Annotated in this window: 15 protein-coding genes; 7 read left to right on the forward strand and 8 right to left on the reverse strand. The window is 69.6% G+C overall.

Annotated elements, in window-relative coordinates:
• Both DMC61_RS24275 and DMC61_RS24280 read left to right on the forward strand, forming a co-directional pair.
• Positions 1-1,284: an ATP-binding protein gene (locus DMC61_RS24275; RefSeq protein ID WP_125691453.1), complete on the forward strand. Its 1,284-nt coding sequence runs from the start codon at positions 1-3 to the stop codon at positions 1,282-1,284.
• Between the two features lie 107 nt (positions 1,285-1,391).
• On the forward strand, positions 1,392-1,862 hold the full coding sequence (locus DMC61_RS24280; RefSeq protein WP_016331366.1) for a hypothetical protein: 471 nt from the start codon (positions 1,392-1,394) through the stop codon (positions 1,860-1,862).
• Here the strand turns inward: DMC61_RS24280 and DMC61_RS24285 are convergent.
• From DMC61_RS24285 to DMC61_RS24320, 8 genes are all read right to left on the reverse strand, one after another.
• A complete protein-coding gene (locus DMC61_RS24285) occupies positions 1,840-2,253 on the reverse strand; it encodes a hypothetical protein (RefSeq protein ID WP_016331367.1) in 414 nt (137 codons plus the stop codon). The two genes, DMC61_RS24280 and DMC61_RS24285, sit on opposite strands and share 23 nt — an antisense overlap.
• Positions 2,254-2,257: 4 nt before the next feature.
• Positions 2,258-2,890: a response regulator transcription factor gene (locus tag DMC61_RS24290; protein WP_016331368.1), complete on the reverse strand. Its 633-nt coding sequence runs from the start codon at positions 2,888-2,890 to the stop codon at positions 2,258-2,260.
• Between the two features lie 135 nt (positions 2,891-3,025).
• Positions 3,026-3,673, reverse strand: coding sequence for a response regulator transcription factor (locus DMC61_RS24295; protein WP_016331369.1), 648 nt, complete (start codon positions 3,671-3,673; stop codon positions 3,026-3,028).
• Positions 3,674-3,893: 220 nt separating this feature from the next.
• Positions 3,894-4,730, reverse strand: a complete 837-nt coding sequence (locus tag DMC61_RS24300; RefSeq protein ID WP_125691455.1) for an NAD(P)H-binding protein — start codon at positions 4,728-4,730, stop codon at positions 3,894-3,896.
• An 11-nt stretch (positions 4,731-4,741) separates the two neighbouring features.
• A complete protein-coding gene (locus tag DMC61_RS24305) occupies positions 4,742-6,100 on the reverse strand; it encodes an MDR family MFS transporter (RefSeq protein ID WP_125691456.1) in 1,359 nt (452 codons plus the stop codon).
• A gap of 237 nt (positions 6,101-6,337) precedes the next feature.
• On the reverse strand, positions 6,338-6,877 hold the full coding sequence (locus tag DMC61_RS24310) for a GtrA family protein (RefSeq protein ID WP_016331373.1): 540 nt from the start codon (positions 6,875-6,877) through the stop codon (positions 6,338-6,340).
• 303 nt (positions 6,878-7,180) lie between these two features.
• Positions 7,181-7,681 carry a GtrA family protein gene (locus DMC61_RS24315; protein WP_125691457.1) on the reverse strand — a complete coding sequence of 167 codons (501 nt, stop codon included), beginning with the start codon at positions 7,679-7,681 and terminating at the stop codon, positions 7,181-7,183.
• 10 nt (positions 7,682-7,691) lie between these two features.
• Positions 7,692-9,947: a sigma-70 family RNA polymerase sigma factor gene (locus DMC61_RS24320; RefSeq protein WP_125691458.1), complete on the reverse strand. Its 2,256-nt coding sequence runs from the start codon at positions 9,945-9,947 to the stop codon at positions 7,692-7,694.
• A 257-nt stretch (positions 9,948-10,204) separates the two neighbouring features.
• On the opposite strand from DMC61_RS24320, the gene DMC61_RS24325 reads away from it, so the two are divergent.
• The 5 genes from DMC61_RS24325 (at position 10,205) to purE (ending at position 15,399) form a co-directional block, all read left to right on the forward strand.
• Positions 10,205-11,077 (forward strand): GGDEF domain-containing protein, encoded by an 873-nt coding sequence (locus DMC61_RS24325; protein WP_125691460.1) that lies wholly within the window; start codon positions 10,205-10,207, stop codon positions 11,075-11,077.
• A gap of 81 nt (positions 11,078-11,158) precedes the next feature.
• Positions 11,159-12,511 carry a glycosyltransferase 87 family protein gene (locus DMC61_RS24330; RefSeq protein WP_016331378.1) on the forward strand — a complete coding sequence of 451 codons (1,353 nt, stop codon included), beginning with the start codon at positions 11,159-11,161 and terminating at the stop codon, positions 12,509-12,511.
• Positions 12,486-13,691: a glycosyltransferase 87 family protein gene (locus DMC61_RS24335; RefSeq protein WP_125691462.1), complete on the forward strand. Its 1,206-nt coding sequence runs from the start codon at positions 12,486-12,488 to the stop codon at positions 13,689-13,691. Before DMC61_RS24330 ends, DMC61_RS24335 begins: the two co-directional genes overlap by 26 nt.
• Before the next feature lie 13 nt (positions 13,692-13,704).
• Complete coding sequence (locus tag DMC61_RS24340) at positions 13,705-14,889, forward strand: 5-(carboxyamino)imidazole ribonucleotide synthase (protein WP_125691464.1); 1,185 nt, start codon at positions 13,705-13,707, stop codon at positions 14,887-14,889.
• 12 nt (positions 14,890-14,901) lie between these two features.
• Positions 14,902-15,399 carry a 5-(carboxyamino)imidazole ribonucleotide mutase gene (purE, locus tag DMC61_RS24345; RefSeq protein ID WP_016331381.1) on the forward strand — a complete coding sequence of 166 codons (498 nt, stop codon included), beginning with the start codon at positions 14,902-14,904 and terminating at the stop codon, positions 15,397-15,399.
• Positions 15,400-15,476 lie beyond the last annotated feature (77 nt).

Genomic DNA, 15,476 nt, shown 5'->3' on the forward strand with positions numbered 1-15,476 from the left:
ATGCGCCGCCGCATCCTCCTGGCGATCCTGCTCGCCGTCGCGGTCACCGCCGCGGTGCTGGGCATCCCGCTGGGGATCACCGCGTGGCAACTGGTCGAGAACCTCAACCGCGAGAACCTCGCGTCCTCGGCCCGCGGAATTGCGGCGACGCTGGACAACGAGATCGCCGTCGGCCAGCCGATCAATCTCGACCTGGTCCGGGTCGCCGTGCCGCAGGGCGGTCTGCTGACCGTCCGCGCGCAAGGGCAGATCGAGAAGCGCTACGGCTCCGACCCCGGCTCGGACGTGGTGTCCGAGCGGGCGCCGATCGCGTTGCACGGCGAGGTCGAGCTGTCCGTGCCCGCCGGGCCGATGCGCACCCGCCAGACCCAGGTCACCCTGCTGGTGGTGCTGCTGGTCGTGCTGTCGGTCGGCACCGGCACGGTGGTCGCGACGGTGACCGCGCGAAGGCTCGCGAAACCGCTGAGACACGTCGCGGATCGCGCGGTCAAACTCGGCGGCGGGGATTTCCGGCCGGATCCGAAGCGCTACGGCGTCGGCGAGCTCGACATGGTCGCCGAAGCGCTCGACGCGTCCGGCTCGGCGCTCGCGCAGCTCGTCCAGCGGGAACGTCAGCTCGTCGGCGACGTCTCGCATCAGCTGCGGAGCCGGTTGACCGCGTTGCAGCTGCGGCTCGAACCGCTGACCATCCACTCCGACAAGGACGTCGTCGACGAGGCGAAGGCCGCACAGGAACAGGCGGACCGGCTCGCCGAAGCGCTCGACGAGTTGCTGGCCGCCGCGCGGGCGGCGCGTGAGGTCGGCGCGGAACCGGTGAATCTGGCCGAAGTGCTCCCCGAGGTCTCCGAAGAGTGGCGGCAGCTGCTTCGCGCCGAGGGCAGGCATTTGCGGATCCGTGTCTCCGACGGGCTGAGGGCGAGGGCGACGCCCGGCCGCTTGCGCGAGGTCGTCGGCGTCCTGCTCGACAACGCGCTGCGCCACGGCGCGGGCACGGTCACGCTCGCCGCCCGGCGCGGCGACACGGAAGGCACCGTCGTCGTCGAGGTCGCCGACACCGGCTCGGGGGTGCCCGACGAGCTGGCGCCGCATATCTTCGAACGCGGATTCTCCGGCGGCGGATCGACCGGTGTCGGTCTCGCGCTCGCGCGAGCGCTCATCGAGGCCGACGGTGGCAGGCTGGAGCTGTCGAGCAAGCAGCCGGCGGTGTTCAGCCTGTTCCTCAAGGTGCCCCGGCCGGGTGACGTGGCCGAAGTGCGGTGGCCCGCCGAGCGAGTCCCTCGCTAAGTGCCGCCCCTAGAACGTCCCGATCGGGCAAGGTCGCGGCGGCGCGGCGACTTACCGTCGGGGGTGTGCATGCGTCGGCGTTCCGGTACCGCCCACCGGTGAGTCCGGTGGCCGCGGCGACCCTGGAGATCGGCAAGGTGGCGATCACCGTGCGGTTGTCCTTCGACGGCGCGCTGTACGCGTGCCGCCGTCCTCCCGGCGTGGTGGAGCGGATGGAGGCCGAAGCCCTCGACCTGCTCTCCAAAGGCCTGTTCGTCAGCGGGATCGACACCCCGGTCGCGACCGTCACCGGGGCGGCGGGCCATCGGTTCGTCCAGCAGAGCGCCGAGTTCGAGCCGCCGGACGGCCGGCTCTACCGGGGCATGTGCGGGGTCGGCGTCAGCCGGAACGGGCTGACCCTGACCGGCATCCTCGGCTATCGCCTCGAAGTCCGCGCGGAGTGGGCGAGACGGGCGGGTGACTGCGGCCCGCCGGGGAACGCCGCCGAGTGGTGCGACCTCTTCGGCGGGGAGCTGGCGTCCATCGGCGGGGTGGTCCTGCGCCGGTCGTCGGTGCTCAGTCTCGGTACTCCGCCGTGATCGTGACGACGAACGCCGCACGGGCCGGCATGCCGAGGCTGACCCACAGCCCGGTCGGATCGGTCTCCTCCAGGGTGATCGGCAACGGCTGCTCGCCGACCACGAGGAACTCCGTCCCGATCAGGACCCCCAGCGACCGGTCGAGCAGCGTGTGTTCGTCGCGGACCTTGTCCGCCCGCGCCGTGACCAAATAGGACAGTCGGCACCGCTTCGCCCGCACGGCGCCGGTTCCCGGGCCGGCGCCGTGCAGGGCGAAGAGGAACAGATCGACGCTCGACACCCGCGTCTCGGTCTGCCAGGTCGGTTTCGGCGGATCGAGCCGGACCACCGTCCCCTCCGGAAGATGAGGCGCGATGAGACGGCACAACGCCTCGTCGACCTGGCTGATCACGGGGTCAGATCAATCCCTCACGCAGTGCGTAAGCCACCGCGTGCGAGCGGTTCCGGAGCTGGAACCGGTTGGTCACGTCGTGCAGGATGCTCTTCACCGTGCGCTGCGAATAGCAGAGCTGGTCGGCGATCTCCTGCGTCGAGAACCCCGACGCGACCAGCTTGAGCACCTCGGTCTCCCGGTTGCTCATGCCACCGAGGTGCAGGCCGCGCGGCTGCAGCACCTGACGCTGCAGCCGTGAGACCCGGTGCAGCAGCCTGCCGAGCAGGTCGGGCGGCAGCGCGCCCTCCCCGGCCGCGGCCGCCTTGATCAGCCGGACCAGGACGTCGGCGCCCGCCTCGGAGCGGCGGGCGACGGCGCAGACGCCGTGTTCGATGGCGCTGAGGATCTCGTTGTCGTCGACTTCACCCGCGATGAGCACGATGCGGGTGAAGCCCTGGTGGTGCAAGGCGGACAGCAGTTGCGTCATCGCCTCGTCGAGGCGATCGGTGACCAGGAGGGCCACCATGGTCGGGTCGGCGGTCTCCCCGTCCACCAGCCAGACGTCGTCACGGGAGCGGAGCGTCATGCAGACGCCGTTGTGCAGGATCGGATCGGTCGCGCGGACGACCACCGGTGTCCGGTTCGGTTCGAACATGTGATTCCCATTCCCCTCGAACTGTGCGAGGGCCCCACCCCTCGCGCTACTCACCCTGCCGGGTGAGGTGTCCCGAGCGCATGGGACTCCGGTCCCGGAATTGCCCGAAAAGCCGCCCTTATCGGGGTCGCTTTTTCAGCGACCCAGCCCCGCCTCGCGGGCGCGCACGATCGCCTCGGCGCGATCCGCGACGTGAAGCTTGCTGAAGACGTTCGAAATGTGGTTCCGCACCGTCTTCGGGCTGAGACACAGAGTGCTGGCGATGGCGGTGTTGCTGTGCCCGCCCGCGATGAGCGAAAGGACCTCTCGTTCGCGCACGGTGAGTTCCGGGAACACCGTGTCCGTGGCCGGTTGAGTGTGGTTGAAGAAGCCGAGAACCCGCGTCGCGATGTCGGGCCCGAAGATCGCTTCGCGCCTCGCGACGGCGTGCACGGCACGGATGATTTCGTCGGGTTCCGCGTCTTTCAGCAGATATCCGCGGGCTCCGGCCCGCATCGCGGAGAAAACGGATTCGCTTTCATCGGCCATCGTCAGCATGAGCACGCCGACGCCGGGCCGTTCGGCGACGATGTGCCGGGTCGCTTCGGCGCCGCTGATATCGGGTAAATGCAGGTCCATGACCACGACATCGGGCGTGAGGGCGCTCGCCGCGCTGATCGCGTGCGCGCCGCTCGCGGCCTCGCCGACCACGTCGATCAGCGGTTCGTTGTCGAGCAGTGTGCAGACCCCGAACCGGAACAGCGGATGGTCGTCGACCACGAGCACGCGAAGACGTTCGTTCATACGGTTCCCCCTGTCTCCCCGACGCGGCACGTTAAGCGAGAGGGCCGGTCACGAACAATGCGAGGTCCGGACAGCGGACCGGCGATAATTAAACGCCTGATGAGTATCGCGTATCCCGGAGGCCAGCCCAACCCATTAACCCTTTCGGCCCATGTTCGGGTCTCAAGTCCGTGAAGGCCTCCTTCCCTACCCTGAAAGTAGTGAAGGAGGCCTTCACGGATCAGGCGAAGGTGGCCGCGTGCTCGCGAGCCCAGTCCGCGAACGTCAGCGGCGCCCGGCCAAGGAGTTCGCGAACGGTGCCGAACACGATCTCCTCTTTCCCGGCGGACTGCCGTTTGAGCTCGAAGATGCCGTCGACGGCCGAAGCGGGCCAGCCGTACTCGAGCATCCGGGCGCGCGAAGCGGCTTCGGGCTCTTCGACGTAGGTTAGCCGCCGCCCGAGCGCGTCACCGAGGATCTCCACCTGCCGCCGCGTCGTGAGCGCTTCGCCGCCGGTGATCGGGTAGGTCGTGCCCGCGTGCCCGTCGCCGGTCAGCACGGTCGCGGCGACCTCGGCGATGTCGCGGACGTGCACCAGCGCGGACGCCGGGTCGCCTTCGGGAACGCGGATGACGCCGTCGCCGCGAACGGCGTGCAACCAGGCGAACCGGTTGTCCATGAACGTGCCGGGTCGCAGGATCGTCCAGTCCGGCCCGGCCTCACGCACGGCCCGCTCGGCCTCGGCGTGCACGAGTGAGATCGGGTCGGTCTGTCCGAAGTGGACGCCCGTGGTGGAGAGCTTGACGACGTGCGAGACGCCGCCTGCGGCCTTGAGTACGGCTTGTTCCTGAGCGAGCGGGTCCGAGCCGTGGCCGGAGGTCAGGACGAACACGCGCTCGACGCCGTCGAGCAGCGCGGGGTCGAAGGCGTCGAGATCGCCGGCGGCGACCTCGGCACGCGGATCGATCCGGGCGCGGGAGGGATCGCGCGTCAGGGCACGGACTCGAGCGCCCCTGTCCAGCAGCGCGGGAACGAGTTCACGGCCGATTTTGCCGGTGGAACCGAGTACGAGGATCATCGAAAGACTCCTTAGTGGTTGCGCCGCAACGAAACGCGCGGCAGGAAGAGGGAAGCGGCGAGGCCGACGGCGAGGGCGGGGAGCATCACCAGGAAGACGCCGCCGAGTGCGGACGAGTAGCCGGCGGGACTGTCGTCGGTGAAGGCGTTCGTGAACACCGCGCCGAAAACGGTCAGCCCGGCAGTGGTGCCGAGGGAGCGAAGGAAGCCGACGGTCGCCGAAACGGCGCCGAGATCGGTCCTGGCGACGTTCTGCTGGGCCGCCATGGAAAGCACCTGCATGTTGAGCCCGGCGGCCGCGCCGAACACGACGAGGTAGGCGACGACGAGCGGCAACGGCGTAGTTTCGTCCATTGTGGACATAGCGAGCGCGGCGGCGAGGCCGAGGGTCATGCTGAGGATCGGCGCCCAGCGGTAGGCGCCGGTCCTGGCGATGATCCGGCCCGCGACCATCGACGACGCGGCGACCGCGAGCGTCATGGGCAGCAGCAGGAGCCCGGCTTCGGAGGGTCCGGTGCCACCCGCCGTCTGCAGGAAGAGCGCGAGGTAGTTGACCGAACCGAGGAAGACGAACCCGGCCGCGGCACTGGCCAGCACGCTCAGGCTGAACATCCTGGAGCGGAACAGCCGGAGCGGGACGACCGGTTCGGCCGCGCGGCGCTCGATGAGCAGGAAGGCGACGAGCAGCACCGCGCCGATCGACGCCGACAGGGGAGTCGCCAGGGTCAGGCCGACGATCGCGCCGGCCAGGACGACGATGCCCGCGAAGTCGAACGGTGCGGCCGTCCGGCGTCGTTCGAGCCGCAGGAACCGGGCGACGACACCGAACGCGACCAGGCCGATCGGCACGTTGAGGCCGAAGATCGACCGCCAGCCCGCGAGATCGGTCAGCACGCCGCCGACGACGGGACCCGCCAGCGAGGACCCGGCGAAGCAGATCGAGAACCAGGCGAAGTAGCGGGCGCCTTCGCGGCCCGGGAACAGTTCGCCGATGATCGCGGCGACAGAGACGAACAGTCCGCCGGAGCCGATGCCCTGCAGGACGCGGGCGGCGATCAGCAGTGGCATCGTCGGCGCGAGGGTGCAGGCGAGGGAGCCGAGGACGAACAGCGCGATCGCGACGAGGACGACACGCTTGCGGCCGAAGAGATCGCCGAGCTTTCCGTAGACGGGCGCGCTGACGCTGCCCGCCAGCAGGTAGGACGTGGTCACCCAGGCGAATGACGTGGCTCCGCCGAGCTCGCCGACCATGCGCGGCAGGGCCGTCGCGACGACTTGGGCGTCGAGCATCGCCAGGAAAACAGCGGCGAAGAGCCCGACGAGGGCAAGGGTGTTTCGGGCGCGCGGAGGCGCGCCGAGAGTGGTGCTCAAGAAAGAGATCCGTTCACTGGGAGAAACGAGGAAACGCGAGGGACGCGGAGCAGCACTCCGGATCCCCGCCAAGACGGGAAAAGGCTCAACCGTCATCCGAACCGGATGCGGTCCTCTTCGCGCTTGGCGATCACCTCGAATTCGTCCCGCTCGACCGTACGAACCCGGCCGGCGTCATCAGTGAAGGAACGTTGACATGGATGACCTTAGGCAATCACATGTCTTTTGACAAGTGTTTCAGTGGAGGGGAACGACGTCGTCGTCCGGCTCGTCGCTGTCCCGGCGGCGTTTGCCCAGCTCATCCGGGAAGACCCACTTCTTGAAACCCCAGAACCGGAAGAACATCGCCAGCAGCATGCCGATGATCGACCCGCTCGTGAAGTCCGCGAACTCCTGGACGAACCGCGTCACGTGCGGCACTTCGAGATCGAAGATGTAGCGCGACGTGTAGAGCGGGATCAGGTTGACCACCACGGCGATACCGCTGATCACGAAGAAGAGCGCCGCCTCGTGATGCCGCTCGCGGCCGCCGCGGGTGCGGAAGGACCACTCGCGGTTGAGGATGTACGACACGATCGTCGCGACGATGATCGCGATGGCCTTCGCCGTGGTCGGCTTCGACTCCAGGACGCTGAGTTTCAGCAGGTACCAGACGCCGTTGTCGACCAGGAACGTCGTGCCGCCCACGATCGCGAACTTCAACAGCTCGCGGTGCTTGATCAGCACCGATCGGAGCGGCTCGGGCGTCCTGGAAAGGACGGATTCGACCACGGTCACCAGATCAGTCTAATTCGCGTCGCCCGTCGAACGGGTCGGCAGGGGATGTACAGCGCGGTATATGACGCTTTGGGCGTTTCGGCGCGGAGGTCGTGAGTGGCGACGTCGGCCGGGGCGGACTCGGAATACGCGCGCGGCGTGGGTGAAGGCGTGACTCGCGTGATCAGGCGCGTAACTCGCGTGATTGAAGGCCGCACTCGGTGTTGCGCCTCTGATCACGCGAGTTGCGGCTTCAATCACGCGAGTGCGGTGCCACGACCCACGGGACCGGGGGAGCAAGGGACCTTTGCTACCACCTGGCGGTCAGGCGGCCGGATCATCCGGAATGCCGGAAATCTCCCGTCCGCCGCCCTGCAGCAGCCGCGGCCGCGCGCCGGCCTCCGGGAAGACCCACTTCTTGAACGACCACCACCGGAACGCCGTACCGAGCAGGGTCCCGACGAGCACCCCGCTGACGAAGTCGGCGACCTCCTGGGTCAGCAGCGAGACATGCGGTTGCTCCAGCTCGAACACGTACCGCGAAACCAGCTGCGGCAGCGCGTTGAGGCCGAGCGCGATCCCGCTGAGCAGGAAGAACAGCGCCGCTTCGTGCGCGCGCTCGCGGCCGCCGCGGGTGCGAAAGGACCATTCGCGGTTCGCGACGTACGAGAAAACCGTCGCCACCAGCACGCCGATGATCAGCGCGGTCACCGGCTTGTCGGTCAGCACGGTGAACTTCAGCCCGTAGGTGATCGTCATCGTGATGACGAAACTCGCGCCCCCGACCAGGACGAACCGCAGCAGTTCGCGATGCTTCGCCGGCATGCGGGCGACGCTACTGGAAAACGCGGTCGACCACTCCGTTGGGCCGCGTGGTCGGCTTGGACTTGCCGGGTTGCGGCGGCGCGCTCGTGGTCGTCGTCGGCTGGGCCGGCTCTTGCTGCACAGGCTCCGAAGGCGTCACGGACGGCGAAGGCTTCTTCGGCGGAACAGGCCATCCAGGACGCCCAGGCTTCGTCGTGTCCGGAGGAGCCGAAGGCTTCGAAGTGACCGAAGGCAGCGAAGGCACCGTAGTCGGCGGAAGCAGCGCGTTGTCGTCACACCAGTGGTGCCAGCAGCCGAGGTAGACGGCGGCCGGCTTCGCCTTGGCGCCGCCGAGGGTGGCGTTCACCGTCACCGGCATCCCCTCCGCCGGGCGGCCCTTCAGCACGACCGTCAGGTTCGCCTCACGCCCCGGAGCCAGCGAGCCGCGCGAAGTGCACGACGCACCTTCGCCGGTCGGAGTGCATCGGATACCGGAGAAGCTCCACGAATAGAGAATGCGGTGGTCGACAGTGATCGTCACCGGCTTCGTCGACTCACCGGTGTTCTTGACGTGGATGTTCACCCGTGGGTTGCGGTTCCAGGGGAACGAGGACATCCAGTCGGCGTCGGCGCGCAGCGTGAGGTTGTCCACGGGCGCGGGCGGCGGAGGCACCTTGACCTTCACCTCGATCGACACCTTGATCTGCGCGCCCGCCGTCACCGAACCGGTGACCACGCTGCCGTCCACGGCCGTTCCGTCCGCGCGCAGCCGGAACTTCAGCACCGCGGACTGACCGGGTTCGAGACCGGTACCGGTCCGGCAAGTGACCGTGCCGGTGCCGCCGGGGCAGTTCACCGTGATCGGGCCGGCTGCCTGCTGCCGGAAGCCGTTGGCGCCCATCGCCCCACCGCCGCCGGCGGCGGGAATGGCCCGCACCCCCCTCGGCAGGTTCAGCGAGACCGCCACGGGCTCGGACTTCGTTCCGCCGTCGTTGCGCACGGTGATCGGCAGGTCGGCCGGTTCGCCCGGCCTCAGCTGGACACCGCCGGGCGGGGTCGACGCCGTCATCACCGGAGGCGCCGGGATCACCGGCGTGGGCGCGGGCGGCTCGGCGGGGGTGGGCGTCGGGCCAGGTGCCGGGGCCTGGGCCGGCGGTGGCTCCTGCTGAGCGGGCGGCGCGGGCTGCTGCTCCGGCGGCGCGGCGGGCGGAGCCGGGGGCGGCGCGACCGGCGGCGCGGGGGGAGCAGGAGGAGCCGGGGGCGCGACGGCGGGTGGAGGGACCGCCGCGGCGGCCGGGATCTCCTGGGTGCCGCCACCGGCGGCGAGCGCCACCGCGACGGCGGCGACGATGGCCACACTCGATCCGGCCACGCCGGCGAATTGGCGCGGTCCGGCCGCGGCGGCACCGGCCGCGCCGCCCGAACTCGAACCCGCGGCGGCGGCCGTCGCGGCCGCGGTGACCGCGCCCGCCTTGCCCGCCCCGGTCGTCGCCAGGTACCCGAGAGCCGCGCCACCGAGCACGATCGGCGCGATGATCCCGCGCAGACCGGTGTTGACGTCGGCCAGTTCCGCGGCCAGCGCGCGGCATTTCTCGCATTCGTCCAGGTGGTTCTCCACCTGGGCGCGTTCGCGTTTGGACAATCCGTCGCGGGTCCACGCGCCGAGCTTGTCCGCGCTCGCGCGGCAGCGTTCGGCGGAGTTCTCGGCCAGGTGGACCTGCAGATACGCCTGCCGCAGGCCTTCACGCGCCCGGTAGGCGAGCGCGGAGACACCGTTCGCGGTCAGCCCCAGCAGCGGCGCGACCTCGGCGGGCGTCTGCCCTTCGATCTCGGTGTGCCACAGCACCGCCTGCCACCGCTCGGGCAGCCTGGCGAATGCCTTCGCGGCGAGCGTGCGCTCGAGCCCGGCGACGGCGGTGTCGGAGAAGGGGACGGTCAGCGCTTCGCCGACGGCACCGCCGACGTCGGACATGTCCTCGTTCAGGTCGACGCGTTTGTCCTTGCGCGTCTTGTCGTAGGCGGTGTGCCGGAGCGCGGTCAGCAGGTACGCGCGGAACGCGGCGTCGGGGCCTTTGCCGCCGCGCAGCGTGTCCAGCACCTTCGCGAAGGCTTCCGAAACGAGGTCGTCGGCCTCGGAACTGGAACGGGCGAGCTGGCGTGCGAGATTGTGCGCCGCGCCGGCGTGGCGCTCGTAAAGGGTTCCGTAGGACGCGATCTTCCCGTCACGCACCTCGGCGATCAGCTCGGCGTCACTCTTACCGGAGAGATCGGCGGGAACGGTGGACACGGGGCTCCTTCATCTGCTGGTTCGGCGGGTCTACTGTCTTAAACGCCCGAACCCGCTCAGTGTGACGGAACGGGCGACGCACGTCACCTCGCGGTCCCTTCGATGACCCGGAGGGCGCAACGCCATCACCCAGGACGGGTTACCGAAGAGTTCGGAAAGATCCTTGAAAAACGCCGTCACGCGCGGCGTGGACGGGCGTCCCCACCGTGAAGCGATCGCAAGATCGAAAAGATCGGAACGGAAAGGGGCGGTGGGCAGTGGACGTACCGGCCACCGGTGCGCCGTCCGGGGGATCCGACGGGCAAGCCGCCTGGAACCGGTTCGAACGAGATCGCACGCTCCGCGCACTGCGGGCCCGCTGGCGGACGGCCAGCTTGGCCGCGGGCTGGCGTTTCCCCAGCGATTGGGGTCTGCCCGAGGTCGATGCCGTCTGCGCGGCCGTGATCAAGAACGGCCGGGTCGCTCCCGCGGAAGTGGCGGAGACCGCCCTCGCGGGGCTGGGCCGGGCACGGGCCGCCGCGGGTGCGGGCCTGGCCGAGACGCTCGCCGACCTCGCGGCGTTGCACGCCGTGCTCGCCGACCCGGACGCGGTGGACGGTTTCCTCGCTCCGGATGTCGATTCCACGCCCTCCCGCTTACTGCGGGTGACGGCGCTGGCCTGGGCGGACGTCGCGACCGACCAGCTGGTGAACACCGAGGTCACCGAACCCCTCACCGGCCTGCCCACCGCCGCCTATTTGAGGACCCGGTTGAGTGAGCTGTACCGCCAGGCCCGCCGCGACCAGCGGCCGGTCGCGGAGGCGCACACGCTGCTCGTGGTCTCGATGGACTTCAGTTCCGTCGCGGGCTGGCCCCGGCTGACCGGGATGATCCTGGTCGCGGACGCGTTGAAGCAGGTGTTCGACGGCGGGGAGAGCGTCGCCTCGATCGGGCCGTCCGTCGCGGGCGCACTCGTGCCGAAGGACGTGAGGCTCGCTTCGTCCGGCGTCGCGCTGCGAAGGGCGCTCAACGAGCGGCTTTCGGTGGACGCGCAATTGCGTGACACCGGCCGTCCGCAGATATCCGCGGTCCGGCTCCCGGCGACCTACGACCTGGCGTGCGATCTGCTCGGCAGTCTCGCGCGCTCCTGACACCGGGTAGCGTAAGAGGTTCTCCAGGTCACGGCCGACCCTGTCGACCAGGCACTACCCGGTTCATGATTTCCTGTTCGCGTGACCCGGACTGTTCCCGCCGACGCCAACGGCGACGTTTCGGCGAGCCGACCGCAACATCGTCTGTCGCTGCGGAAGTCGCTCGCCCGCTTGTCCGTCCGGCCGAGATCGATCCTCATCCTCTCGGTGATCCCGCTGGTCGCGATCGGTTTCGGCATCTGGGGATGGCAGCACGACTGGGTGCTCGGCGTGGACAGCGCGGTGTACCGCGCGGGTGCCGAGACGCTGCTGAACGGCGACCCGCTGTACGACGCGAACACCCTTCCGGTGGAGCCGTGGTGGGCGCTGCTGCCGTTCACCTACCCGCCCACCGCCGCGCTGCTGTTCATCCCGCTCGCGATCGTCCCGACGCAGGTCGCCTGGGGGCTCCTGACCGCGGTCTCGCTGCTCGCGCTGGCGCTGTGCGTCCGCATCGCCATCGGCGCGCTCCCGAAGCCCTCGACCGACGGTCCCCGCTGGTGGGCTTCGCCCGCCCGGTCGACGATCGCGTTCTTCCTGGTCTTCCTCGGCCTCGAGCCGGTGTGGCGCACGATCTTCCTCGGCCAGATCAACATCATCCTGATGGCGCTGGTGATGCTCGACATCCTGGTCATCGGGGCCAGGGGCAGCCGCTGGGGCGGCGTGCTGGTCGGCGTCGCGGCCGCGGTCAAGCTCACCCCGATCGTGTTCCTGGGGCATCTGTTCATCACCGGCCGCCGGATGGACGCCGTGCGCGGGCTCGTCACGTTCGTCGTGATGCAGGGCCTGATGTTCCTGATCATCCCGCACGACGCGGCCCGGTACTGGACCTACACGCTGCCCGACACCGGCCGCATCGGCCCGGTGCACTGGGCTGGCAACCAGTCGCTGAACGCGCTGATGAACCGCTTCACCGAGCTCGCGCCCTGGGCGTCGAAGGCGGCGATGGGGATCGGCGCGCTGCTCGCGATCCCGGCGATCTGGCTGGTGCTCCGCTTCCACCGCAAGGGCCAGGCGCTCGCGGCGATGCTGGTGACCGCGTTCTGGATCCTGCTGATCTCGCCGATCTCCTGGACCCACCACTGGGTGTGGGTGGCGCCGCTGGTCGTCCTGCTGGTCTCGCGCCTGCCGAAGACCACTCCCGCCACCGCGTGGAAACGCTGGCTCGGCACCTTCGCGGTGTTCTTCGTCTTCATCAGCTGTGTGCTGCTGATCCTGCCGAACGGCCGCAACGTCGAGCTGCACTGGAAGGTGTGGCAGAACATCCTCGGCAGCGCGTACATCTTCATGCCGTTGGTGCTGGCGCTCGCGCTCGCCGGACGCTGGTGGTACCTGCGGCGGAAGCAGGGCACGGGGGACACCGGAAAGCATGCTGAAGTCACGTCCGGCGGCTGAGGCCCGGCTCGTCGGGATCACGCTGGCGGGTGTGCTCGCGCTGGCGATGCTCGCGCTGGGTGTCGTCGCCTGGCTCGGTGAATGGCATCTCGGCGCGGACAGCGCCGTCTACCGCGCCGGTGCCCTCACGCTGCTGAAGGGCGAACCGCTCTACACCCGCGAGGCGCTGACGACGTTGCCGCCGTGGGTGCTGCTGCCGTTCACCTACACCCCGGCCGCGGCGCCGCTGTTCCTGCCGCTCGCGATCGTGCCGGCCGGGCTGACCTGGGGCGTCGTCGGCGCCCTGTCGCTGGTCTGCCTCAGCGTCGTGATCTCCGTGGTCGCCCGCGCCTGCGGCGCCCCGCTCACCCGATGGTGGGTGCTGCCGCTGGCCACGGCGGGCGCGCTGGCGCTGGAGCCGGTCTGGAAGACGATCTTCCTCGGGCAGATCAACCTCATCCTGATGGTGCTGATCGTCCTCGACGTCCTGGTGCTTTCGGCACGCGGTTCGCGCTGGGCCGGGGTGCTGATCGGGATCTCGGCCGCGATCAAGCTGACGCCGCTGATCTTCGTCCCGCATCTGCTGTTCACCGGTCGCTGGAAGGACGCGCTGCGGGCGCTCGGCACGTTCGCCGGGCTCGAAGCCGTGATGTTCGCGGTGATCCCCGGTGACGCCGTCCGGTTCTGGACCGAGTCGGCGACCGATCCGAGCCGGGTCGGCTCCGTGCACTGGATCTTCAACCAGTCGCTCAACGGGCTGGTGAACCGCGCTACGGAACTCGCGTCGTGGTCACTGGCGGTGGCCATCGCCGTCGCCGCCGTCCTGGCCGTTCCCGCCGTCTGGCTGGTCGTGCGCCTGCACCGCCGCGGTGACCCGGTCGGCGCGTTGCTGGTGACCGCCTTCTACGGGCTGTTGCTCTCGCCGGTGTCGTGGTCACACCACTGGGTGTGGACGGTGCCGCTGCTCGTCCTGCTCGTCGTCCGCCGGGCGTGGGTTCTGGCCGCGGGCGTCGCGGTGCTGTTCGCGAGCGGCGTGATCATGTTCGTGCCCAACGGCGGGGACACCGAGTTCGGCTGGGGGCTGGGCTGGTCGCTGCTCGGCAACGTCTACGTCCTCACCGCTGCGATCGCCATCACAGGCCTGGCCGTGCGGGAGCTGCGACGCGGGTCCGCCCAGGTCGCGGCGGTGGCGGCCAAGTAATCTGCACGACGTTATGGACAAACGAACCGGTCTTCCGATCGTGGGCATGGTGGGCGGCGGACAGCTGGCCAGGATGACCCACCAGGCGGCGATCTCCCTCGGCCAGTCCCTGCGCGTGCTCGCCGCCGGGGAGAACGAATCCGCCGGCCTCGTCGCGGGCGAGGTAGTGCAGGGGCACCACACCGACCTCGAAGCGCTGCGCTCGTTCGCCGCCGGGGTCGACGTGCTGACCTTCGACCACGAGCACGTTCCCGGCGAGCACCTGCTGACGCTCGCGATGGAAGGCGTCACCATCCGGCCGGATCCGGCCGCGTTGTCGATGGCGCAGAACAAGCTCGTCATGCGCGAGATGATGGCCGGGCTCGAGATCCCCGGCCCCGCCTTCGCCGAAGTGTCCTCTGTGGACGACGTGATCCCCTTTGGCGACAAGCACTCCTGGCCGGTGGTGCTGAAGGCGGCGCAGGGCGGCTACGACGGCCGCGGTGTCTGGATGCTCGACACCGCGCAGCACGCCCGCGAGACCGTCCCCGAACTGCTCGACGCCGGAACCCCCTTGCTGGTCGAGGAAAAGGTCGTCATGCGGCGCGAACTGTCCGCGCTCGTGGCCCGGTCCCCGTTCGGGCAGGGTGCGGCGTGGCCGGTGGTGGAGACCGTGCAGTCCGGCGGGATCAACACCGAGGTGCTCGCCCCGGCCCCGGGGCTGAGCCTCGAGCGCACCCAGGAGGCGCAGGACCTGGCGCTGCGGATCGCCGCGACGCTGAACGTGACCGGCCTGCTCGCCGTCGAGCTGTTCGAGACCGACGAAGGCCTGCTGGTCAACGAACTCGCGATGCGCCCGCACAACTCGGGCCACTGGACTCAGGACGGTTCGAAGACCTCGCAGTTCGAGCAGCACCTGCGTGCCGTGCTCGACTACCCGCTCGGCGTGACCGATCTGATCGCCCCCGCCTGCGTGATGGCGAACGTCCTCGGCGCGCCCGAGGCGCCGGAGATGGGCCCGGACGAGCGGCTGCACCACCTGTTCGCGCGGTATCCGGACATCCGCGTTCACCTGTACGGCAAGGGAGAGCGTCCGGGCCGCAAACTCGGCCACGTCAACCTCGTCGGCGAACGTATGGAGGAGCTGCGCGACCGCGCACTGCTCGCCGCGCACTGGCTTTCCCACGCCGTCTGGCTCGACGGCTACGAGATCCACTAGGAGTAACTGAGTATGTCGCCGCAGGTTGGCCTGATCATGGGCAGCGATTCGGACTGGCCGACGATGGAAGCGGCCGGGCAGGCGCTGGCCGAGTTCGGCATCGAATACGAAGTCGGCGTCTACTCGGCGCACCGCACTCCGCAGCGGATGCTCGACTACGCGACGTCGGCCGCTTCGCGCGGTGTGCGCGTGATCATCGCGGGCGCCGGCGGGGCCGCGCACCTGCCGGGCATGGTCGCTTCGGCGACCGTGCTGCCGGTGATCGGGGTGCCGGTGCCGCTGAAGTACCTCGACGGCATGGACTCGCTGCTCTCGATCGTGCAGATGCCCGCCGGTGTCCCGGTCGCGACGGTCTCCGTCGGCGGGGCGCGCAACGCGGGGCTGCTCGCGGTGCGCATCCTCGCCGCGTCCGATGCGGAGCTTCAGGCGAAAATGGCGCGGTTCCAGGCGGATCTGGAGCAGCTGGTGCTGGACAAGGACGCGGCACTGCGCAAACGCGTCGAAGGCTGATACCCGCTTTTCGTCCTCTCGTGGGTTTTCCGCACTTGCGCTCGAAGATCGTCACGGTAAGGTGCGATCCGGGCACT

Origin of the sequence: Amycolatopsis sp. WAC 04169 (assembly GCF_003947535.1) — a bacterium.
In the GTDB taxonomy this organism is placed as follows: domain Bacteria; phylum Actinomycetota; class Actinomycetes; order Mycobacteriales; family Pseudonocardiaceae; genus Amycolatopsis; species Amycolatopsis keratiniphila.